Below are 21,075 nucleotides of genomic sequence, written 5' to 3'. Positions count from 1 at the left end.
TTATATTCTGATCACGATTCTGCTGACGCATTCGGTCAGATCACTACAAGTGAGTCTTGATTTGCATATGAACCAGTTAGCACGAAAAAAGTCTTTAAGACAGGTATTCAGTTACGCATTAATCGGCTTACTGACCAATCTTACAGGCTATACGCTGTATCTTCTTCTGACATACTTTGGAAGCACCCCAAAATTAACCATGACCGCACTGTACTCCATCGGTGCGTTAATTGGGTTCTTTGCCAACCGGAGCTTCACCTTTCGCCATGACGGGCATGTTGGCAAGGCTGGAGTCCGCTACCTGCTGGCGCAACTCCTGGGCTGTTTATTAAATCTATTACTGTTGTCGTTATTTGTAGACTGGCTGGACTTTCCACATCAAATCGTTCAGGCGATAGCAATCGTTGTGGTAGCAATTTTCTTGTTTGTCCTGTCACGTTTTTTTGTATTCGCGCCGCACTCTGCCACAAATAAAGGAGCACGATCATGAGAGCCTGTCTTAAGTGCGCAAGTAGTTTTTCTTCAGACGGGTGGGTTTGTCCAGCGTGTGGGTATGAACCCGTCCGATTGAATGGCGTCGAGGCTCACGCAGCAGAGTTCGCGAATGGTGGGGGGGGGTTCAATCCAGAATATTTTGAGGAGCTAGCCCAGTTGGAGGCTGCCAACTTTTGGTTCCGGGCGCGTAACGAACTAATCCTCTGGGCGCTGCAAACCTATAAGCAAAATGCTTCTACCTTTCTAGAGGTGGGTTGCGGAACTGGTTTTGTTCTGTCTGGCATCGCCAAAATGGATGCAGAAATGGCACTAAGCGGGAGTGAAATATTCCTTGCTGGTTTGTCATATGCAGCCGCTCGAGTACCTTCTGCTCAGTTCATGCAGATGGATGCGCGACATGTACCGTTTGTAGACGAATTCGATGCAATTGGTGCCTTTGATGTACTTGAGCACATCGAGGAAGATGAAACCGTCCTTACTCAACTACATAAAGCCCTGAAACCAGGAGGGGTATTGTTACTAACCATACCGCAGCATCCTTGGTTGTGGAGTGCTAACGATGACTATGCTTGCCATGTAAGGCGATACACGGCTCAAGAACTGCATAAAAAGGTCGTGGACGCAGGTTTCTGCATTGAGAGAAGCACTTCGTTCGTAAGTCTATTGTTACCTGCGATGTTGTTCTCACGTAGAAAGCCGAATATGGCATCTACCGAGATCGATGCAACGGCCGAACTACGCCTCCCGAAATTATTAAATAATGTGCTACTCCACGTAATGCGTATCGAGCAAAGGTTGATTAAATTCGGGGTGAATTTTTCGCACGGCGGTTCCAGACTAATTGTGGCTAGTAAGAAGGCTTAATTCCATGCTTAAAATTAACTTTTGGCGTAAGTATGCCCCGATGCTAAGGCGCTAAGTTTCCAACACAAAATCGTCCAGCCAAAATTAATCTCGCAGTTCTTCACTCGCAACGAGAAATGACCAGAAAAACAGCCTGCATGCCCGTATCCATCAATACACTGATGGCGCATTAACACTATGCACAATTGCGCCACCTGATACGCGCAGCGCGCGGAATGCTCTTGACCACCAACGTGATACCCTTGAATCCACCTGCGAACGCGGGGGGAGCGTGAAGAAAAACGCACGCCAAATACCCCTGAAGTTGCCCCACAAATTCAGATAAAAAATTGTAACCCACAGATGAATAAAGCAATTTCCGACCTTTCCAGCCACACGCCAATGATGCAACAGTACTGGCGCCTGAAGAACCAGCACCCCGACCAGCTGATGTTCTACCGCATGGGTGACTTCTACGAGATCTTCTATGAAGACGCGAAGAAGGCCGCCAAGTTGCTGGACATCACCCTGACCGCCCGTGGGCAGTCGGCTGGCCAGGCGATTCCGATGTGTGGGATTCCTTACCACGCCGCGGAAGGTTACCTGGCGAAACTGGTGAAGCTCGGCGAATCGGTGGTGATCTGTGAACAGGTCGGCGACCCGGCGACCAGCAAAGGCCCGGTGGATCGGCAAGTAGTGCGGATCATCACGCCGGGCACGGTCAGTGATGAAGCGCTGCTGGATGAGCGTCGGGACAACCTGATTGCGGCGGTGCTGGGTGACGAGCGTCTGTTCGGTCTGGCGGTGCTGGATATCACCAGCGGCAACTTCTCCGTGCTGGAGATCAAGGGCTGGGAAAACCTGCTGGCGGAACTGGAGCGGGTCAATCCGGTGGAGTTGATGATCCCGGATGACTGGCCGAAGGATTTGCCGGCAGAGAAACGCCGTGGGGTTCGTCGTCGTGCGCCGTGGGATTTCGAGCGCGACTCGGCGCTGAAAAGTCTGTGCCAGCAGTTTTCGACCCAGGATCTGAAAGGGTTTGGCTGCGAGAACCTGACCCTGGCCATCGGCGCTGCCGGCTGCCTGCTCAGCTACGCCAAGGAAACCCAACGCACCGCCCTGCCCCATTTGCGCAGCCTGCGCCATGAGCGCCTGGACGACACCGTGGTGCTGGATGGCGCAAGCCGTCGCAACCTGGAACTGGACACCAACCTGGCCGGTGGCCGCGACAACACGCTGCAATCGGTGGTCGATCGCTGCCAGACCGCCATGGGCAGCCGCTTGCTGACCCGCTGGTTGAATCGTCCGCTGCGGGACCTGAACGTTTTGCTGGCGCGCCAGACCTCGATCACCTGCCTGCTCGACGGTTACCGTTTCGAAAAGCTGCAACCGCAGCTCAAGGAAATCGGTGACATCGAGCGGATTCTCGCGCGCATCGGTTTGCGTAATGCGCGTCCTCGCGACCTGGCGCGTCTGCGCGATGCCCTCGGTGCATTGCCTGAGCTGCAAGTGGCGATGGCCGAGCTGGAAGCGCCGCACATTATTCAACTGGCGAAAACCACCAGCACCTACCCGGAACTGGCGGCCCTGCTGGAAAAAGCCATCATCGACAACCCGCCTGCGGTGATCCGTGACGGCGGCGTGTTGAAAACCGGTTACGACAGCGAACTCGATGACCTGCAATCGCTCAGCGAAAACGCCGGGCAGTTCCTGATCGATCTGGAAGCACGCGAGAAGGCCCGTACCGGCCTGTCGCACCTGAAAGTCGGGTACAACCGCATTCACGGCTACTTTATCGAGCTGCCGAGCAAGCAGGCTGAATCGGCGCCGGCCGACTATATCCGTCGCCAGACGCTCAAAGGCGCCGAGCGCTTTATCACGCCGGAACTGAAGGCGTTCGAGGACAAGGCGCTGTCAGCCAAGAGCCGCGCCCTCGCCCGCGAGAAGATGCTCTACGAAGCGCTGCTCGAAGACTTGATCAGCCAATTGCCGCCGCTGCAAGACACCGCTGCAGCCCTGGCCGAGCTGGACGTGCTGAGCAACCTCGCCGAACGCGCGCTGAATCTCGACCTGAACTGCCCGCGCTTCGTCGACGAGCCGTGCATGCGCATCAGCCAGGGTCGTCACCCGGTGGTCGAGCAAGTACTGACCACGCCGTTCGTGGCCAACGACCTGAGCCTCGACGACAACACGCGCATGCTGGTGATCACCGGTCCGAACATGGGCGGTAAATCCACCTACATGCGCCAGACCGCGTTGATCGTACTGCTGGCGCACATCGGCAGCTTCGTGCCGGCGGCCAGTTGCGAATTGTCGCTGGTGGACCGGATCTTTACCCGGATCGGTTCCAGCGATGATCTGGCCGGTGGGCGTTCGACCTTCATGGTCGAAATGAGCGAAACCGCCAACATTTTGCACAACGCCACCGAGCGCAGCCTGGTGCTGATGGACGAAGTCGGTCGCGGCACCAGCACCTTCGACGGCCTGTCCCTGGCATGGGCGGCGGCTGAACGATTGGCGCAGCTGCGGGCTTACACGCTATTCGCCACGCACTATTTTGAACTGACGGTGCTACCGGAAGCGCAACCGCTGGTGGCCAACGTGCACCTCAATGCCACTGAGCACAACGAGCGCATCGTGTTCCTGCACCACGTGCTGCCCGGGCCTGCCAGCCAGAGTTATGGCCTGGCCGTTGCACAACTGGCCGGCGTGCCGAGCGAAGTGATCGTGCGCGCTCGCGAGCACCTAGGTCGCCTGGAAGCCACCGCGCTGCCGCATGAAGTGCCCAAGGCAGCCAAAGGTAAATCGGCCGCGCCACAGCAAAGCGACATGTTCGCCAGCCTGCCGCATCCGGTACTCGAAGAACTGGCCAAACTGGATCTGGACGACCTTACACCGCGTCGTGCACTAGAAATGCTCTATACACTAAAGACACGGATCTAACGCACTTGCCTGCAAGCTGTTAGAATCTCGCGCGGTTTGGGATGCTGCAGGCTAATAGCCTGGCCTGCAGACTATCGCTCCCAAACCTGGCGACCCCAACGTGAAGGGGCTCCGCTGCCGCCGCCTGAGGAGAAAATTAGAAATGACCTTCGTCGTCACCGACAACTGCATCAAGTGCAAGTACACCGACTGCGTAGAAGTCTGTCCGGTGGACTGCTTTTACGAAGGCCCGAATTTCCTGGTGATTCACCCGGATGAGTGCATCGACTGCGCACTGTGCGAACCAGAATGCCCTGCCGTGGCCATCTTCTCCGAAGATGAAGTCCCGGAAGAGATGCAGGAATTCATTCAGCTGAACGTTGAGTTGGCCGAAATCTGGCCGAACATCACCGAGAAGAAAGAATCGTTGCCCGATGCCGAAGAGTGGGATGGCGTCAAAGGCAAGATCAAAGACCTCGAACGCTGATTGACCCTGCGTTCCCGAAAAGGCCCCTTGCGGGCCTTTTTGCTTTTCTGCAGGCAAAAAAGTTGATAACGCAAAAACCTGTAGGAGCCGGCTTGCTGGCGATGGATTCAAGTGCGCCGCGTCTATCCAGACAGCACGCGTTATCGTTGACCACCATCGCTGGCAAGCCAGCTCCTACAGATTCTGTGTCGTGTGAGAGAAACGGGATCACGCCACTCCTGTAGGAGCGATGGATTCAAGTACGCCGCGTTGAAGCAGGTTTCACGCGTTATCGTTAACGACCATCGCCAGCAAGCCGGCTCCTACAAATTTTGTATCGTGAGACAGAACCGGGATCACGCCACTCCTGTAGGAGCCAGCTTGCTGGCGATGGACTCAAGTGCGCCGCGCCTATCCAGACAGCACGCGTTATCGTTGACCACCATCGCTGGCAAGCCAGCTCCTACAGAGGGGCACGTACGCTTTTGATTTTCACCACTCATCAGGCCGAGCGTTAGCTCGCCTTCAGCTTTTGATCTGAGTGCCCCCTCGAGAGGCCGAGTGGAGGTTCTGCGCAGTGGGCAACCCGGCATGGATGCCGGGTTAGCCGCGCACGGCCATGAATGGCCGATCGCGGCGGGCCCACGGAGCAGGACCGGAGCGAGGGCATGCCGAGCATTAGCGAGGCACCGAACGAAAGGGGCAAGAGCCCTTGGTTACTTGGGGCTCTTCCAAGTGACTCGCCGTAAGGGCGAAAGCATAAGCCGCCGTTACCGCAGGAATGGATATGTACACCACCAGCAAGAGATTGGTCGGCCCAGAGGCCGCCATCGCCGGCAAGCCAGCTCCTACAGGGGAGACCACGCACAACTCGAAAATAAAGTGGCACCCAAACCAAAAAAAGACAAAAAAAGGGGCGGTTTGACCCGCCCACATTTTTTCCCTATTCCCTGTGTTCCTTTTCATCGTCCTGATGAATCGCATCCTGCAATGTCCTTTCCCCTCATCCTTGAAGGGCGTGTCTGTCCGTCGACACAACCTGAATACTAGAGAATTCCCGAGCAAGAGCAATTGCCCTCCGCGGCAAAAATCCGCTGTCATTTGCTCATGATTTTTAAAAATATCTATATAAATCAAAGTATTAAAATGAGCCCCGGAGAACAATAGTCGTCTTCCAGGGTGTAAAAATAGCGAACACTTACGCAAGAGTAAGCCAAGACTTACACCGCAAGACTACAAACATATCGTCAATGCACGAGCATCAGCCAGACAACAAAAAGCCCCGAACCAGTCGGGGCTTTTTGCATGCCGCTCAAGCGATTTGCTTATTGGAACAGCGACTCACTCGACAGGCCATTTTTCTCCAGAATCTCCCGAAGACGCTTCAGGCCTTCAACCTGAATCTGTCTGACGCGTTCCCGGGTCAGGCCAATTTCCAGGCCTACATCTTCCAGTGTGCTGCTCTCATGACCGCGCAGACCGAAGCGGCGTATCACCACCTCGCGCTGCTTGTCGGTCAGTTCCGAGAGCCATTGATCGATGCTCTGGGACAGGTCGTCATCCTGCAGCAGTTCGCATGGATCGGTCGGACGGTCGTCGGTAAGGGTGTCCAGCAGGGTTTTATCCGAATCCGGACCCAGTGAGACATCGACCGAAGAAACCCGCTCGTTCAGGCCCAGCATGCGCTTGACCTCGCCCACCGGTTTTTCCAGCAGGTTGGCGATTTCTTCGGGTGAGGGTTCATGATCGAGTTTTTGCGTCAGCTCCCGTGCGGCCCTCAGGTACACGTTAAGCTCTTTGACCACATGGATCGGCAACCGGATGGTCCGGGTCTGATTCATGATCGCGCGCTCGATGGTCTGACGAATCCACCAGGTTGCGTAGGTCGAAAAGCGGAAGCCACGTTCGGGGTCGAACTTTTCTACCGCCCGAATCAGTCCGAGGTTGCCCTCTTCGATCAGGTCCAGCAGCGACAAGCCACGATTGACATAGCGTCGGGCGATTTTCACCACCAGCCGCAGGTTGCTTTCAATCATGCGTTTGCGCCCGGCCGGATCGCCACTTTGCGACAAGCGTGCAAAGTGAACTTCTTCTTCGGGGGACAGCAGAGGGGAAAAGCCGATTTCATTGAGGTACAGCTGCGTGGCATCGAGCGCACGCGTGTAATCGATGTACTTGTGTTGCTTTAACGAGGCGGAGTGTCTGGATTTGGCACGAACGGAAGGTGGAGCAGCCCCTTCATCATTCGACATCGAATCCGTACCGATGCCGGTCTCCATCAGGAGAACCTCATCGTCGATGTCAAACTCCGGCACTTCTTTACTGAGAGCCATTGTTATAGTCCTTTGGTGAGTTCGACCTCAGGCTCAAGCGGCGCCTTTATCCTTGGCAACGCTGGAGCCTGTTCCCTCTACGTGACGGAACAGGCTGGTAACAAATCAACGACGTGGCAGGAACTGCAGCGGATCTACAGGTTTACCTTGTCGGCGAATCTCAAAATGCAGTTTCACCCGGTCTGTACCCGTTGACCCCATTTCGGCAATTGTCTGTCCGACCTTGACCTGCTGCCCCTCCCGAACCAACAGCCTGCGGTTGTGACCGTAGGCACTGACGTAGGTGTCGCTGTGTTTGATGATGACCAATTCGCCGTAGCCCCTTAAGCCACTCCCGGCGTATACCACCGTCCCATCAGACGCAGCTAAAACAGGCTGTCCCAAATCCCCGGCGATATCAATTCCTTTATTCAAACTACCGTTTGAAGAGAATTTTCCAATGAGAATGCCATTAGAAGGCCACCCCCAGCCGGTCGGGGCCGGGCCTGCGGGAGGCATCGGAGCAGGTGCTGGCTTGTTGGCGACGGACGGTGCAACCACCGTTGTCGTCGTAGTTGCGCCATTTGGCTGGCGCCGGATTACTGTGGTTTTACTCGACGATGAAGGCGCCGAATCGGCCGGGCTGGCCACCGCCGCCGGCGTTGAACCGGTGCGACCGTCAAAGCGAATCGTCTGACCCGGATGTATCGTGTAAGGCGCAGGAATGTTGTTGCGTGCGGCGAGGGCTTTGTAGTCCCAGCCGTAGCGAAAGGCGATGGAGAACAAGGTGTCTTTAGGTCGAACCACATACTGACCCGTGGTCACTGCCGGACGCTGGGCCACGGCATTGTTGCGATCGACGACGCGTACGTCGCTCGACTTGTTGCTGGAACAACCGACCAGCAAGGTACTCAAGACTAGGCCAGTCACCAGGCGCTGAAAGCTCGTTATACCCATTCGCTGCGCAATGACTGTGAGACTCACCCGCCGCTCCCTTTGTGGTGGCTGAAATATTGAATTGCCGTGCTCCCGGCATGAAGTGTCACCAGTATAACGGGCTGTGCAGGCTTTACCTTTAATGAAGCGAAGCACACGTTTGCTACCTGACGATGAAACCCGTTTAACCGATCGACGCCGCTGTAAGACAGAGGCAATCGAAGAGAATTCACAGCGCCCGGACAAATGCTCAGGCCAGGGGGCCGTTGAGCAATGGAACGAAACGCACCGCCCCCAGAACACGCCTGGAAAACCCGTGTTCTTCGCGGATGATCAGCATCAACTGTTGCACTTCACCCGAACCGACCGGTATGACCAGTCGCCCTCCAGGTGCCAACTGATCGAGCAAGGCCTGAGGTACATCGGTCGCCACCGCCGTCACGATAATGCCGTTGTACGGCGCCAGCGCAGGCCAGCCTTCCCAACCATCGCCCCAGCGGAAAACCACATTGCGCAAGTTCAGATCAACCAGGCGTTCCTTGGCCCGGTCCTGCAGAACCTTGATGCGTTCGACGGAAAAAACCCGCTCGACCAGTTGCGACAGGATTGCGGTCTGATAACCCGACCCTGTGCCGATTTCCATTACCTTGTCCAGAGGCCCCGCCTCCAGCAGCAGCTCGCTCATGCGGGCTACCATGTAAGGCTGGGAGATCGTCTGGTTGTTACCGATCGGCAACGCCGTGTCTTCGTAGGCACGGTGCGCCAGCGCTTCGTCGACAAACAGGTGTCGTGGCGTAAGGCGGATCACTTCCAGCACCTTGGTGTTGGAAATGCCTTCCTCGTACAACCGCTGAATCAGACGCTCGCGGGTGCGTTGCGAGGTCATCCCGATACCGCGATGCATCGGGTCTTGTTCACGAGCCATCAGCGCAGTCCCTCCAGCCAGCCGTCGAGACTTGCGAAAGCATCATTGAAGGTGCGATCCAGTTGCAGCGGCGTGATGGATACATAGCCTTGCATCACCGCATGGAAGTCGGTGCCCGGGCCGCCGTCTTCGGCGTCCCCGGCGGCGGCGATCCAGTAACCGGACTTGCCGCGCGGGTCGACCACTTTCATCGGTGCCGCGGCGCGGGCGCGATGGCCGAGGCGCGTCAGCTGGATTCCGCGGATGTGGTCCAGCGGCAAATTGGGAATGTTCACGTTCAGCACCGTGCGCGGTGGCAGGTCAAGGTCAGCGTGGGCTTCCACCAGTTTGCGCGCAAAGTAAGCGGCTGTGGGAAGGTTCTCGACCTGCCGTGAGACCAACGAAAAGGCAAACGATGGCCGCTTCAGGAAACGCCCCTCGAGGGCCGCTGCCACGGTACCGGAATACAACACATCGTCCCCCAGGTTGGCGCCCAGGTTAATGCCGGAAACCACCATGTCCGCTTCGCGCTCCAGCAAGCCGTTGAGGCCCAGGTGCACGCAATCGGTCGGTGTGCCATTAAGGCTGATAAAGCCGTTGGCCAGGGTTTGCGGGTGCAGCGGACGGTCGAGCGTCAGCGAACTGCTGGCGCCGCTTTTGTCCTGGTCCGGGGCGATAACCACGCATTCGGTGTAATCCGCCAGCGCAGCATAAAGCGCGGCGAGACCGGGTGCGGTTACCCCATCGTCGTTAGAAATCAGAATACGCATGGGCTGTCCGTCTGCCCCACCGGCACCAGATCAACAAGCTCGCGCACCAATACAGTGGCAAAGCATCCGGCCGGCAGGACGAATTCCAGTTGCAGAATGTCAGGCTCGGGATAATGCCACGTCAACCCACCAATGGGCAGCCGCAGGATGCGACGTTCGTGGCTCATTCCGGCATTAATCAACCAATCGCGAAGGTCTGCTTCGCGGGCGGCGATTGCCTGCTCCAGTTCATGGACAGCGCCCATCGCAGGCGAGTCACCTTCACCCCACTGTGGGCCGGTCGGGTGCAGGTCGAGAATCGCCAGACGCGGGTCGCTGCACTCGGCCTCACCAGCCGGAAAAAAACTGCGGCTGTCGGTAAACGCCAACAGATCGCCAACCTGCGCTTGCTGCCAGGTGCCATCAGCAACGCGCGCCGCCAACACTTGGTTAAACAGAAAACTGCGGGCGGTGGAAAGCAGACGCGAACGCACATTGCGCTGCTCCGGCAAAGCCTTGCGCGCGGCCCAGCCTCGGGCATCGACCACGTTGCCACCGTCAAAGCCGAAACGCTGGGCGCCGAAATAATTCGGAATACCTTGTTTGGCGATCAGTTGCAGACGCGCTTCGATCGCCGCTTTGTCGCCAGCGAATTGCGTGAGGCGCAAAGTAAAACCGTTGGCCGAGTGGGCACCGCGTTGCAGCTTGCGTTTGTGCCGACCGGTCTTGAGGATTTTCAGCGTATCGTTTTCCGCCGCCGACAGATCGGGGTCGGCCTTGCCCGGCAGTTGCACGCTGAACCACTGACGCGTCAGCGCCTGACGATCCTTGAGACCGGCGTAACTGACGGTGCGCAACGGCACGCCCGCCGCCTTGGCGATTCGACGTGCTGCCTCTTCGGTATTCAGGCCGCGTTTTTCCACCCAGATCCACAGGTGCTCGCCGTCGCCGCTGAGCGGAATATTGAGGACTTCATCGACCTGGAAATCTTCCGCCGTAGCTTTCAGTACAGCGGTGCCGAGGGCTTCACCATAGGCACGCGGGCCAAGCAATTGCAGTTCGTTCATGCGCGCAGCAACAAGGCAACGGAGTGCACGGCAATACCTTCTTCGCGACCGACAAAGCCGAGCTTTTCGGTGGTGGTAGCTTTCACGTTCACTTGATCCAACTCAACTTGAAGATCCGCGGCAATCAGCGCACGCATCGATTCGATATGCGGGGCCATTTTCGGCGCCTGGGCGACGATGGTGTTATCGACGTTGCCGACCTTCCAGCCCTTGGCGTGGACCAGTGCGACGACATGACGCAACAGCACACGGCTGTCGGCACCCTTGAATGTCGGGTCGGTGTCCGGGAAATGCTTGCCGATATCACCCAGCGCAGCAGCGCCGAGCAAGGCATCGCTCAAGGCGTGCAGCAGGACGTCACCGTCGGAATGAGCGAGCAGCCCGAAGCCGTGTGCAATGCGCACGCCGCCCAGAGTAATGAAATCGCCTTCAGCGAAACGGTGCACATCATAGCCGTGGCCAATACGCATAAAAAAACGCCCCGATTTTTGTCAGGGCGTGATTCTACCTGCTTTGTCAGTCATTAGGCGCTTAGAGCACGTCCATGATGCTGCAAGTGTTCATCGATGAAGCTGGCGATGAAGAAATAGCTGTGGTCGTAGCCCGGTTGCAAGCGCAACGTCAGCGGATGACCGGCCAGTTTGGCCGCCTGTTGCAGGGCTTCAGGCTTGAGCTGGGTGGCGAGAAAATCATCTCGATCACCTTGGTCGACCAACAGCGGCAGCTTCTCGTCAGCCTCGGCAATCAGCGCACAGGCATCCCACTCGCGCCACTTCGAACGGTCTTCGCCCAGGTAACGGGAAAAGGCTTTCTGACCCCACGGGCAATCCATCGGATTGTTGATCGGCGAGAACGCCGACACCGACTGATAACGCCCCGGATTGCGCAACGCACAGACCAGCGCGCCGTGACCGCCCATGGAGTGGCCGCTGATACCGCGCTTGTCCGAAGCCGGGAAATGGGCTTCGACCAATGCCGGCAATTCCTGCACGACATAGTCATGCATCCGATAGTGCCGCGACCAGGGTTCCTGCGTGGCATTCAGATAAAACCCGGCGCCTAGGCCGAAGTCCCAGGCACCGTCCGGATCACCCGGCACATCGGGACCGCGCGGGCTGGTGTCCGGGGCAACGATGATCAACCCAAGCTCGGCGGCCATGCGCATGGCGCCGGCCTTTTGCATGAAGTTTTCGTCGGTGCAGGTCAGGCCGGACAACCAGTACAGCACAGGCAGTTTGCCGCCCTGCTCCGCTTGCGGCGGCAGGTACACGGCAAACACCATGTCGCAACCGAGCACGTCGGAGCGGTGCCGGTAGCGTTTGTGCCAGCCGCCGAAGCTTTTCTGGCAGGAGATATTTTCCAGGCTCATGACCGACCTCAGAAATGAATGACGGAACGGATGCTTTTTCCTTCATGCATCAGGTCGAAAGCCTTGTTGATATCTTCCAGGCCCATGGTGTGGGTGATGAACGTATCCAGCGGGATTTCGCCGGTCTCGGCCATTTCGACATAGCTCGGCAACTCGGTACGACCGCGCACACCGCCGAACGCCGAACCGCGCCAGACGCGACCGGTGACCAACTGGAATGGGCGGGTAGCGATTTCCTGACCGGCACCGGCGACGCCGATGATCACCGACTCGCCCCAACCTTTGTGGCAGCACTCAAGTGCGGCGCGCATCAATTGGACATTGCCGATGCACTCGAAGGAAAAGTCGACGCCGCCATCGGTCATGTCGACGATGACTTCCTGGATCGGACGGTCGAAGTCTTTCGGGTTCACGCAGTCGGTTGCACCCAACTGTTTGGCGATCTCGAATTTGGCCGGGTTGATGTCGATGGCGATGATGCGCGCAGCCTTGGCTTTTACCGCGCCAATGACCGCCGACAGACCAATACCGCCAAGACCGAAAATTGCCACGGTATCACCCGGTTTTACCTTGGCTGTGTTGAGTACCGCACCAATGCCGGTGGTGACGCCGCAGCCCAGCAGGCAGACTTTTTCCAGCGGCGCTTCTTTAGGAATCTTGGCGACGGAAATTTCCGGCAGCACGGTGTATTCGGAGAACGTCGAAGTGCCCATGTAGTGGAAAATCGGCTGGCCCTTGTAGGAAAAACGCGTGGTGCCATCTGGCATCAGGCCTTTGCCCTGGGTCGCACGAATCGCCTGACACAGGTTGGTCTTGCCCGACAGGCAGAATTTGCACTTGCGGCATTCCGGGGTGTACAGCGGGATCACATGATCGCCGACAGCGACCGAGGTCACGCCCTCGCCAATCGCTTCAACCACCGCGCCACCTTCGTGACCGAGGATCGACGGGAAGATACCTTCCGGGTCAGCGCCCGACAGGGTGTAGGCATCGGTATGACAGACACCGGAGGCAACCACACGCAACAGAACTTCACCGGCCTTGGGCAGGGCGACATCGACTTCAACGATCTCGAGGGGTTTCTTGGCCTCGAAGGCAACGGCGGCGCGCGACTTGATCATGATGGTTCTCCAGTGAATAAAACGAGACAGTGAGTGTAATACAGCGCCTTACGGTGAATAATCCGGACAAAAGCAAAACATTATTGCCATACAGGGATAATCGTTAATGTCCGAGAACCGCTGGGAAGGTATCGACGAGTTCGTCGCCGTGGCCGAGTGCAGCCAGTTTACGGCGGCGGCAGAGCGTCTTGGGGTGTCTTCCTCCCACATCAGTCGCCAAATAGTACGCCTCGAAGAACGCCTTCAGACGCGCCTGCTGTACCGCAGCACCCGGCGAGTCACGCTGACCGAAGCCGGGCAAACGTTTTTGCAGCATTGCCAACGGTTGCAGGACGGTCGTGAAGAGGCACTCAGAGCCGTCGGCGACCTGACCAGCGAGCCCAAAGGCATGTTGCGCATGACCTGCGCAGTGGCCTACGGCGAGCGCTTTATCGTGCCGCTGGTGACGCGATTCATGGGGCTTTATCCGCAACTGCGGATTGATATCGAACTGAGCAACCGTCAACTCGATCTGGTGCATGAAGGCCTGGACCTGGCGATCCGCCTCGGCCGCCTTCAGGACTCACGACTGGTCGCCACGCGACTGGCACCGCGACGCATGTATTTGTGTGCGTCGCCGTCCTACCTGGAACGGTATGGTCGCCCACATAGCTTGTCGGAATTGAGCCGCCACAACTGCCTCATCGGTAGTTCGGACCTGTGGCAACTGGAACAGAACGGGCGGGAATTTTCCCAGCGGGTGCAGGGAAACTGGCGTTGCAACAGTGGGCAAGCAGTGCTGGATGCGGCGTTACAGGGCGTCGGGCTCTGTCAGCTGCCGGATTACTACGTGCTGGAGCATCTGAAAACCGGGGATTTGATTTCGCTGCTGGAGGCTCATCAGCCGCCGAATACTGCCGTTTGGGCGCTTTATCCACAGCAGCGGCATCTGTCGCCGAAGGTGCGCAAGTTGGTGGATTATTTGAAGGAAGGGTTGGCACAAAGACCGGAGTACCGAAGCTGATGTAAATCATTGCCGGATTTGCTGTCTGGACTACCGCTTTCGCGAGCAAGCCCGCTCCCACAGTTCACCGAGTTCCTTCAGAAAGAATGCGACCGAATGTGGGAGCGGGCTTGCTCGCGAAGGACGCGACGCGGTTTCAGAATGATGAAAGCACTCTAGCGGCGATTGGCCCAACGCTGCCGCAGCCACTCCAGGTCTTCAGGGCGAGTGACTTTCAGATTATCGGAACGCCCTTCTATCAAGCGAGGAGCCATACCAGCCCACTCCATCGCCGACGCTTCATCAGTGATCACCGCATCCGCCACCAGACTGTCCGCCAACGCCCGATGCAACGCGCCAAGTCGAAACATCTGCGGCGTATACGCCTGCCAGATCACGCTGCGGTCCACGGTTTCAACGACACGACCGTGCTTGTCGACCCGCTTCAGGGTATCGCGTGCCGGAACCGCCAGCAGCCCGCCGACCGGATCGTCAGCCAGTTCAACCAGCAACTTGTCCAGATCATCGCGGCTCAGATTCGGCCGCGCAGCATCGTGGACCAACACCCAATCCTCATCGTCCGCACCCAACGCATGCAAGTGCAGCAAGGCATTGAGCACCGACCCGGAACGCTCGGCACCACCGTCAACGCGTTGAATACGCGAATCGCCGGCGCATGCCAGATTGGGCCAATAAGGATCATCAACAGCCAGACTGACCACCAGCCCCTTCAGGGAAGGATGATCAAGGAAACAGCCAAGGCTGTGTTCAAGAATAGTGCGCCCGCCCAGGTGCAAATATTGCTTGGGACGGTCTGCGGCCATACGGGCACCGACGCCCGCGGCAGGGATAACGGCCCAGAAGGCCGGTAACGAGGAATTCATTGAGCCAACTGGTAAAGGGTTTCACCGTCCTTGACCATGCCCAACTCATGGCGAGCCCGCTCTTCAACGGTCTCCATGCCTTTTTTCAATTCACTGACTTCGGCGTCCATGACCCGATTGCGTTCCAGCAAGCCTTCGTTCTCTGCGTGTTGATCCGCGATCTGCTGAGTCAGCTCGGCCACTTGCGCCAGACTGCCATTACCCACCCACAGGCGGTATTGCAGGCCAGCCAGCAACAAGAGCAAGACGAGGAACAACCAATTGGGACTGCGCATCGAATATCAGGTATCCAGTGAAAAAAGACAGCCATGCCAAAACTTTGAAGCTTCTGATAGCACGAAGCCTGGAAAATCCAGGCTTGTGCTCTTAAGGCATCAGATTAGTGGCAAAAACGTCGCTGTCGCGATTTTTCCGACACAATCCGGTGTCTTTTTACCTTCTACAGCTTACCCGCGGAACTCGCTGCGGCCGTTGTACTTGGCTTTGCCGTTCAACTGCTCTTCGATACGCAGCAGTTGGTTGTACTTGGAAACGCGATCGGAACGGCACAGGGAGCCGGTCTTGATCTGGCCAGCCGAAGTGCCCACAGCCAGGTCGGCAATGGTCGAATCTTCGGTTTCGCCGGAGCGGTGCGAGATCACGGCGGTGTAACCGGCGGCCTTGGCCATCTGGATGGCTTCCAGGGTTTCGGTCAGGGTGCCGATCTGGTTGAACTTGATCAGGATCGAGTTGGCGATCTTTTTATCGATGCCTTCTTTCAGGATCTTGGTGTTGGTTACGAACAGGTCGTCGCCTACCAGCTGGGTCTTCTCGCCGATCTTGTCGGTGAGGATTTTCCAGCCAGCCCAGTCGGACTCGTCCAGGCCATCTTCGATGGAGATGATCGGGTAACGCTCGGTCAGGCCTTTCAGGTAATCGGCGAAACCTTCAGCGGTGAACACCTGGCCTTCGCCGGACAGGTTGTACTTGCCGTCTTCGTAGAACTCGCTGGCCGCGCAGTCCAGTGCCAGGGTCACGTCGGTGCCCAGCTTGTAACCGGCGTTGGCCACGGCTTCGGAGATCACTTTCAAAGCGTCTTCGTTGGAAGCCAGGTTCGGTGCGAAACCACCTTCGTCACCGACGGCAGTGCTCAGGCCACGGGCCTTCAACACAGCTTTGAGGTGATGGAAAATCTCGGTGCCCATGCGCAGACCTTCCGAGAAAGACTTGGCGCCAACCGGCTGAACCATGAATTCCTGGATGTCGACGTTGTTATCGGCGTGCTCGCCACCGTTGATGATGTTCATCATCGGAACCGGCATCGAGTAAACACCCGGGGTGCCGTTCAGGTTGGCGATGTGTGCGTACAGCGGCAGGTCCTGGTCCTGAGCTGCTGCCTTGGCCGCGGCCAGGGAAACGGCGAGGATCGCGTTGGCGCCCAGGGAGCCTTTGTTTTCAGTACCGTCCAGCTTGATCATCGCGTGATCCAGCGCTTTCTGGTCGCTCGGATCTGTACCTTTCAACAGGTCGCGGATCGGACCGTTGATGTTGGCGACGGCTTTCAGAACGCCTTTGCCCAGGTAACGGCTCTTGTCGCCATCACGCAGCTCGAGCGCTTCACGCGAGCCAGTGGAAGCACCGGACGGCGCGCAAGCACTGCCGATGATGCCGTTATCGAGAAGCACGTCCGCTTCCACGGTGGGGTTGCCACGGGAGTCGAGAACTTCACGACCTTTGATGTCGACGATTTTTGCCATTGTTGTAAACACTCCAAAGTTGACGAAAACGACGCAGCTGAAGGAAATCTTTTATCGCCGGCAAGTGATGTGCAACGGGCAGACTTGCGGACGATAAGGCTCAGGCCCGAGGGCCTGAGCAACAAATCGTGCGGTACTTTACCGGAGAAATGAGGATTACGCGGTTTCTACCGTCGGAAAACTCTTCACCAGTTCGTCCAAAGCTTTGAGCTGGGCCAGGAATGGCTCCAGTTTGTCCAGACGCAAGGCGCAAGGGCCGTCGCATTTGGCGTTGTCCGGGTCCGGGTGGGCTTCGAGGAACAGACCGGCCAGTGACTGGCTGATCCCGGCTTTCGCCAGATCGAGGACCTGGGCGCGACGACCGCCGGCGGAATCGGCACGACCGCCAGGCATTTGCAGCGCGTGGGTCACGTCGAAGAACACCGGGTACTCGAACTGCTTCATGATGCCGAAGCCGAGCATGTCGACCACCAGGTTGTTGTAGCCGAAGCTCGAACCACGCTCGCAGAGGATCAACTGATCGTTACCCGCTTCCACGCACTTGTTCAGGATGTGTTTCATTTCCTGAGGTGCGAGGAACTGGGCTTTCTTGATGTTGATCACCGCACCGGTCTTGGCCATCGCGACCACGAGGTCGGTCTGGCGCGACAGGAAGGCCGGCAGCTGGATGATGTCGCAGACTTCAGCGACGACCGCGGCCTGTTCAGGCTCGTGGACGTCAGTGATGATCGGCACGCCGAAGGCTTGCTTGATGTCCTGGAAAATCCGCATGCCCTCTTCCAGGCCGGGGCCACGGTAAGAGGTCACGGAGGAACGGTTGGCCTTGTCGAAGCTGGCCTTGAACACGTAAGGGATACCGAGTTTCTCGGTAACCTTCACGTACTCTTCGCAGACCTGCATCGCCATGTCGCGGCTTTCCAGCACGTTCATGCCACCGAAAAGCACCATTGGCTTGTCGTTGGCAATCTCGATATCGCCTACGCGGATGATCTTCTGCGCCATAAGGTTCAAGCCTTCTTCTGGTGTTGAGCCAAAGCTGCTTTGACGAAGCCGCTGAACAACGGGTGACCGTCGCGTGGCGTCGAGGTGAACTCAGGGTGGAACTGGCAAGCGACGAACCATGGATGATCCGGGGCTTCGACCACTTCAACCAGCGCGCCATCACCGGAGCGACCGGAGATTTTCAGACCGGCTTCCATGATTTTCGGCAGCAGGTTGTTGTTCACTTCGTAGCGGTGACGGTGACGCTCGACGATCACGTCCTTGCCGTAGCAACCGTGAACCAGGGAACCCGGCTCCAGCAGACAATCCTGCGCGCCGAGACGCATGGTGCCGCCCAGATCGGAGGTTTCGGTACGGGTTTCGACGGCGCCGGTGGCGTCTTCCCACTCGGTGATCAGACCCACGACCGGGTGACCGCTTGCACGATCGAACTCGGTGGAGTTGGCGTCTTTCCAGCCCATGACGTTACGAGCGAACTCGATGACCGCCACTTGCATGCCCAGGCAGATGCCGAGGTACGGAACCTTGTTTTCGCGAGCGAACTGGACGGCGGTGATCTTGCCTTCCACGCCACGCAGACCGAAGCCGCCTGGAACCAGAATCGCGTCGACGCCTTCCAGCAGCGCGGTGCCCTGGTTTTCGATGTCTTCGGAATCGATGTAGCGCAGGTTGACCTTGGTGCGGTTGCTGATGCCGGCGTGACTCATCGCTTCGATCAGCGACTTGTAGGCGTCCAGCAATTCCATGTACTTGCCGACCATGGCGATGGTGACTTCGTGCTCAGGATTGAGCTTGGCGTCAACCACGGCTTCCCACTCGGACAGATCAGCACCGCCACATTGCAGGCCGAAACGCTCGACCACAAAATCATCCAGGCCTTGCGAATGCAGGATGCCCGGGATCTTGTAGATGGTGTCGGCGTCTTCCAGCGCGATCACCGCACGTTCTTCAACGTTGGTGAATTGCGCGATCTTGCGACGCGAGGAGATGTCGATCGGGTGATCGGAGCGGCACACCAGCACGTCAGGTTGCAGGCCGATGGAGCGCAGCTCCTTGACCGAGTGCTGGGTTGGCTTGGTTTTGGTTTCGCCGGCAGTGGCGATGTACGGCACCAGTGTCAGGTGCATCAGCATCGCGCGCTTGGCGCCGACTTCGAAACGCAGCTGGCGGATGGCTTCGAGGAACGGTTGGGATTCGATGTCACCCACGGTGCCACCGATCTCGACCATGGCCACGTCGGCATCGCCGGCGCCCTTGATGATCCGGCGCTTGATTTCGTCGGTGATGTGCGGGATCACCTGGATGGTCGCGCCCAGGTAATCACCACGGCGCTCTTTGCGCAGGACGTGTTCGTAGACACGGCCGGTGGTGAAGTTGTTGTTCTGGGTCATGGTCGTGCGGATGAACCGCTCGTAGTGACCCAGGTCCAGGTCGGTCTCGGCGCCGTCGTGGGTGACGAACACTTCACCGTGCTGGAACGGGCTCATGGTGCCCGGATCGACGTTGATGTACGGATCCAGCTTCAGCATGGTGACCTTAAGTCCCCGCGCCTCCAGGATGGCCGCCAATGAAGCCGATGCAATGCCTTTCCCCAATGAAGAAACAACACCGCCCGTGACGAATATGTAGCGCGTCATGAAAAACCCTAGAAGTCTGCGTTAAAGCGGTCCGAGCCGCCGGGGAAAGCGAAGGAAGGCCGAAGCCCCCGATCACCTGCATTAATCACAGTGCACCTTTCAAAAAAACCGCCGCGTTGGGACAGACCGGAAGATGAAACACCGGTACGTTGCTCGCTACACATTTTTTGGAATCGCCCAGCAAAGACTGCTTGGTAATCGGCAACTCCTGCAATTCAGGCGAATCCACAGAAGTTGTATCAAGAAGGGAGCGTAGTCTACCGGAAAGCCCCTTTCAGCTCAAACCTTGATCTTCGTTCGGTGGCTGCCAATGCAAATTCCAGCCGTCCTGCTCACTGCCATTCAAACCTTGCAGCCTCGCCACCGCCAACAATTGCTCGCCCTGATAGAGCAACGGCAATCTGCCACGGACGAAGCCCGGGACGCCGCGTTCGTTGAGCAAACGCTTCAGATCACGATGGCCGCGCTCGGGCAGACTCATGACCTCACCCCCTTCACGATAGCGGATATGCAGCGGGCCATCGGGGGTTTGACCGGTGAGTGAGAGCACGCCGTTATCCGGCAACGCCAGCGATAGCGAGGGATCAGTCCAATCAGGCGCGGGCGGCGGCGTTCGCAGCCAGCAGCCCGACAGCCACCAGATCCGCCCGTTCGCCCGATGCAATTCCCCATCAGCCAAGCGCCAGACCGGAGACGCATCCGCGGCAGCATCACGAAAATCTTCCCAACCCGACCAATGGTCGCTATCCGGTAAACGGGTCAATGCCGAGAGCCAGTGACTCACTGCATTTCGCTGGCGAGCGGCGGACAGGCTGGCAAGCGTAGAAAGCTCAAGTGACGGCACACCCAGCCAATCGAATTCACTGATGGAGCTGGCCTGGGCCAGATCGATTTGCGCCAACTCATCGAGCAATTCCTGCGCTTCGCTCAGATGCGCGGCGCTGCGAGCCATAGTCGCCATCGCTTGAGGCCAGCGCTCGGTCAGCACCGGGAACACCTGATTGCGCAAGTAATTACGCGAGAAACGTCGATCCTGATTGGAAGGATCCTCGATCCAGCTCAATGAGCACTGGTTCGCGTACCCCTCCAACTCTGCTCGCGTGACATCGAGCAAGGGTCGCACCAGATGCCCTTTGCCCAACACACGCTGGCGCGGCATCCCCGACAACCCTCTCACCCCTGCCCCACGCAGCAATCGGAACAACAGGGTTTCCGCCTGATCATCACGATGCTGGGCGGTCAACAGCACTTCATTGGCTTGAGTAGCCTCGATGAACGCACCATAACGCGCGTCACGGGCTGCACGCTCAAGGCTGGCGCCGGGCTGAACCTGGACGTGAACGACCTGTAGCGGTATTCCCAGCGCATCACAGACTGACTGGCAATGCTCCGGCCACGCGTCGGCCGCAGACTGGAGGCCGTGATGAATGTGGATAGCTTTCAGCTCAGGGAGGTGTTCGGTTTTGGCGAGATGGGCGAGAAGGTGCAGAAGGACCGTGGAGTCGAGTCCACCGGAGAAGGCGATGTGCCATTTCGCAGCATTGCGCCACGGGTTCAGATTCATCAAAAGCCGGGAAGGCAAATCAATCGTGGGCCGATCCATATCTTTCCCTTTGCACAAATCAAATGTGGGAGCGAGCCTGCTCGCGA

19 protein-coding genes are annotated in these 21,075 nt (G+C 57.9%); 5 read left to right on the top strand and 14 right to left on the bottom strand.

The window, feature by feature from the left end; translation table 11 throughout:
- Nucleotides 1-67: 67 nt before the first annotated feature.
- The 4 genes from KGA82_RS27880 to fdxA all read left to right on the top strand — a co-directional run bounded on the left by KGA82_RS27880 (nt 68) and on the right by fdxA (nt 4,747).
- Entirely contained in the window at nt 68-490 is a 423-nt protein-coding gene (locus KGA82_RS27880; protein WP_223453204.1) for a GtrA family protein, read from the top strand.
- A complete protein-coding gene (locus KGA82_RS27875) occupies nt 487-1,359 on the top strand; it encodes a class I SAM-dependent methyltransferase (RefSeq protein ID WP_223453203.1) in 873 nt (290 codons plus the stop codon). The genes KGA82_RS27880 and KGA82_RS27875 overlap by 4 nt, the downstream gene beginning before the upstream one ends.
- Before the next feature lie 354 nt (nt 1,360-1,713).
- Nucleotides 1,714-4,281 carry a DNA mismatch repair protein MutS gene (gene mutS / locus KGA82_RS27870; RefSeq protein ID WP_223453239.1) on the top strand — a complete coding sequence of 856 codons (2,568 nt, stop codon included), beginning with the start codon at nt 1,714-1,716 and terminating at the stop codon, nt 4,279-4,281.
- Between the two features lie 142 nt (nt 4,282-4,423).
- The gene (gene fdxA, locus KGA82_RS27865; RefSeq protein ID WP_007908827.1) at nt 4,424-4,747 is read left to right on the top strand and encodes a ferredoxin FdxA; all 324 of its coding nucleotides are present in this window, start codon (nt 4,424-4,426) and stop codon (nt 4,745-4,747) included.
- A 1,304-nt stretch (nt 4,748-6,051) separates the two neighbouring features.
- Here fdxA and rpoS read toward each other — a convergent pair.
- The 8 genes from rpoS to KGA82_RS27825 all read right to left on the bottom strand — a co-directional run bounded on the left by rpoS (nt 6,052) and on the right by KGA82_RS27825 (nt 13,184).
- Nucleotides 6,052-7,059 (bottom strand): RNA polymerase sigma factor RpoS, encoded by a 1,008-nt coding sequence (gene rpoS, locus KGA82_RS27860; RefSeq protein WP_008029016.1) that lies wholly within the window; start codon nt 7,057-7,059, stop codon nt 6,052-6,054.
- A 105-nt stretch (nt 7,060-7,164) separates the two neighbouring features.
- Nucleotides 7,165-8,022 carry a peptidoglycan DD-metalloendopeptidase family protein gene (locus KGA82_RS27855; RefSeq protein ID WP_223453202.1) on the bottom strand — a complete coding sequence of 286 codons (858 nt, stop codon included), beginning with the start codon at nt 8,020-8,022 and terminating at the stop codon, nt 7,165-7,167.
- 202 nt (nt 8,023-8,224) lie between these two features.
- Nucleotides 8,225-8,860, bottom strand: a complete 636-nt coding sequence (locus KGA82_RS27850; protein WP_177318174.1) for a protein-L-isoaspartate(D-aspartate) O-methyltransferase — start codon at nt 8,858-8,860, stop codon at nt 8,225-8,227.
- Between the two features lie 38 nt (nt 8,861-8,898).
- Nucleotides 8,899-9,648: a 5'/3'-nucleotidase SurE gene (surE, locus tag KGA82_RS27845; protein WP_008029009.1), complete on the bottom strand. Its 750-nt coding sequence runs from the start codon at nt 9,646-9,648 to the stop codon at nt 8,899-8,901.
- A complete protein-coding gene (gene truD / locus KGA82_RS27840; protein ID WP_223453201.1) occupies nt 9,636-10,694 on the bottom strand; it encodes a tRNA pseudouridine(13) synthase TruD in 1,059 nt (352 codons plus the stop codon). Before truD ends, surE begins: the two co-directional genes overlap by 13 nt.
- Nucleotides 10,691-11,164, bottom strand: a complete 474-nt coding sequence (gene ispF / locus KGA82_RS27835) for a 2-C-methyl-D-erythritol 2,4-cyclodiphosphate synthase (RefSeq protein ID WP_008029005.1) — start codon at nt 11,162-11,164, stop codon at nt 10,691-10,693. The genes truD and ispF overlap by 4 nt, the downstream gene beginning before the upstream one ends.
- A gap of 53 nt (nt 11,165-11,217) precedes the next feature.
- Nucleotides 11,218-12,063: an S-formylglutathione hydrolase gene (gene fghA, locus KGA82_RS27830; RefSeq protein WP_008029003.1), complete on the bottom strand. Its 846-nt coding sequence runs from the start codon at nt 12,061-12,063 to the stop codon at nt 11,218-11,220.
- Between the two features lie 8 nt (nt 12,064-12,071).
- On the bottom strand, nt 12,072-13,184 hold the full coding sequence (locus tag KGA82_RS27825) for an S-(hydroxymethyl)glutathione dehydrogenase/class III alcohol dehydrogenase (protein ID WP_223453200.1): 1,113 nt from the start codon (nt 13,182-13,184) through the stop codon (nt 12,072-12,074).
- Between the two features lie 106 nt (nt 13,185-13,290).
- On the opposite strand from KGA82_RS27825, the gene KGA82_RS27820 reads away from it, so the two are divergent.
- Nucleotides 13,291-14,187, top strand: coding sequence for a LysR substrate-binding domain-containing protein (locus KGA82_RS27820; protein ID WP_223453199.1), 897 nt, complete (start codon nt 13,291-13,293; stop codon nt 14,185-14,187).
- 155 nt (nt 14,188-14,342) lie between these two features.
- On the opposite strand, the gene ispD is transcribed toward KGA82_RS27820, so the two are convergent.
- From ispD to tilS, 6 genes are all read right to left on the bottom strand, one after another.
- On the bottom strand, nt 14,343-15,050 hold the full coding sequence (gene ispD / locus KGA82_RS27815) for a 2-C-methyl-D-erythritol 4-phosphate cytidylyltransferase (protein WP_223414411.1): 708 nt from the start codon (nt 15,048-15,050) through the stop codon (nt 14,343-14,345).
- Entirely contained in the window at nt 15,047-15,325 is a 279-nt protein-coding gene (gene ftsB, locus KGA82_RS27810; RefSeq protein ID WP_008028992.1) for a cell division protein FtsB, read from the bottom strand. The genes ispD and ftsB overlap by 4 nt, the downstream gene beginning before the upstream one ends.
- A gap of 171 nt (nt 15,326-15,496) precedes the next feature.
- Nucleotides 15,497-16,786 carry a phosphopyruvate hydratase gene (eno, locus tag KGA82_RS27805; RefSeq protein ID WP_008039408.1) on the bottom strand — a complete coding sequence of 430 codons (1,290 nt, stop codon included), beginning with the start codon at nt 16,784-16,786 and terminating at the stop codon, nt 15,497-15,499.
- 156 nt (nt 16,787-16,942) lie between these two features.
- Nucleotides 16,943-17,788, bottom strand: a complete 846-nt coding sequence (kdsA, locus tag KGA82_RS27800; RefSeq protein ID WP_008028990.1) for a 3-deoxy-8-phosphooctulonate synthase — start codon at nt 17,786-17,788, stop codon at nt 16,943-16,945.
- 5 nt (nt 17,789-17,793) lie between these two features.
- On the bottom strand, nt 17,794-19,425 hold the full coding sequence (locus tag KGA82_RS27795; RefSeq protein ID WP_223453198.1) for a CTP synthase: 1,632 nt from the start codon (nt 19,423-19,425) through the stop codon (nt 17,794-17,796).
- A gap of 274 nt (nt 19,426-19,699) precedes the next feature.
- Complete coding sequence (tilS, locus tag KGA82_RS27790; protein ID WP_223453238.1) at nt 19,700-21,028, bottom strand: tRNA lysidine(34) synthetase TilS; 1,329 nt, start codon at nt 21,026-21,028, stop codon at nt 19,700-19,702.
- Between the last annotated feature and the right edge of the window lie 47 nt (nt 21,029-21,075).

Origin of the sequence: Pseudomonas sp. BF-RE-22 (genome assembly GCF_019956155.1) — a bacterium.
GTDB classification, from domain to species: domain Bacteria; phylum Pseudomonadota; class Gammaproteobacteria; order Pseudomonadales; family Pseudomonadaceae; genus Aquipseudomonas; species Aquipseudomonas migulae.
Note: the sequence above shows the minus strand (reverse complement) of the source record. Positions and strands in the feature narration are given on the sequence as shown.

Bases quoted from the DNA above. Each gene is read 5' to 3' on its own strand.
- KGA82_RS27820 (WP_223453199.1), top strand. From the start codon at position 13,291: ATGTCCGAGAACCGCTGGGAAGGTATCGACGAGTTCGTCGCCGTGGCC.
- ispD (WP_223414411.1), bottom strand. From the start codon at position 15,050: ATGAATTCCTCGTTACCGGCCTTCTGGGCCGTTATCCCTGCCGCGGGC.
- ftsB (WP_008028992.1), bottom strand. From the start codon at position 15,325: ATGCGCAGTCCCAATTGGTTGTTCCTCGTCTTGCTCTTGTTGCTGGCT.
- surE (WP_008029009.1), bottom strand. From the start codon at position 9,648: ATGCGTATTCTGATTTCTAACGACGATGGGGTAACCGCACCCGGTCTC.
- KGA82_RS27880 (WP_223453204.1), top strand. From the start codon at position 68: ATGAACCAGTTAGCACGAAAAAAGTCTTTAAGACAGGTATTCAGTTAC.
- KGA82_RS27825 (WP_223453200.1), bottom strand. From the start codon at position 13,184: ATGATCAAGTCGCGCGCCGCCGTTGCCTTCGAGGCCAAGAAACCCCTC.
- KGA82_RS27875 (WP_223453203.1), top strand. From the start codon at position 487: ATGAGAGCCTGTCTTAAGTGCGCAAGTAGTTTTTCTTCAGACGGGTGG.
- KGA82_RS27795 (WP_223453198.1), bottom strand. From the start codon at position 19,425: ATGACGCGCTACATATTCGTCACGGGCGGTGTTGTTTCTTCATTGGGG.
- fdxA (WP_007908827.1), top strand. From the start codon at position 4,424: ATGACCTTCGTCGTCACCGACAACTGCATCAAGTGCAAGTACACCGAC.
- KGA82_RS27850 (WP_177318174.1), bottom strand. From the start codon at position 8,860: ATGACCTCGCAACGCACCCGCGAGCGTCTGATTCAGCGGTTGTACGAG.
- tilS (WP_223453238.1), bottom strand. From the start codon at position 21,028: ATGGATCGGCCCACGATTGATTTGCCTTCCCGGCTTTTGATGAATCTG.
- truD (WP_223453201.1), bottom strand. From the start codon at position 10,694: ATGAACGAACTGCAATTGCTTGGCCCGCGTGCCTATGGTGAAGCCCTC.
- kdsA (WP_008028990.1), bottom strand. From the start codon at position 17,788: ATGGCGCAGAAGATCATCCGCGTAGGCGATATCGAGATTGCCAACGAC.
- eno (WP_008039408.1), bottom strand. From the start codon at position 16,786: ATGGCAAAAATCGTCGACATCAAAGGTCGTGAAGTTCTCGACTCCCGT.
- ispF (WP_008029005.1), bottom strand. From the start codon at position 11,164: ATGCGTATTGGCCACGGCTATGATGTGCACCGTTTCGCTGAAGGCGAT.
- fghA (WP_008029003.1), bottom strand. From the start codon at position 12,063: ATGAGCCTGGAAAATATCTCCTGCCAGAAAAGCTTCGGCGGCTGGCAC.
- rpoS (WP_008029016.1), bottom strand. From the start codon at position 7,059: ATGGCTCTCAGTAAAGAAGTGCCGGAGTTTGACATCGACGATGAGGTT.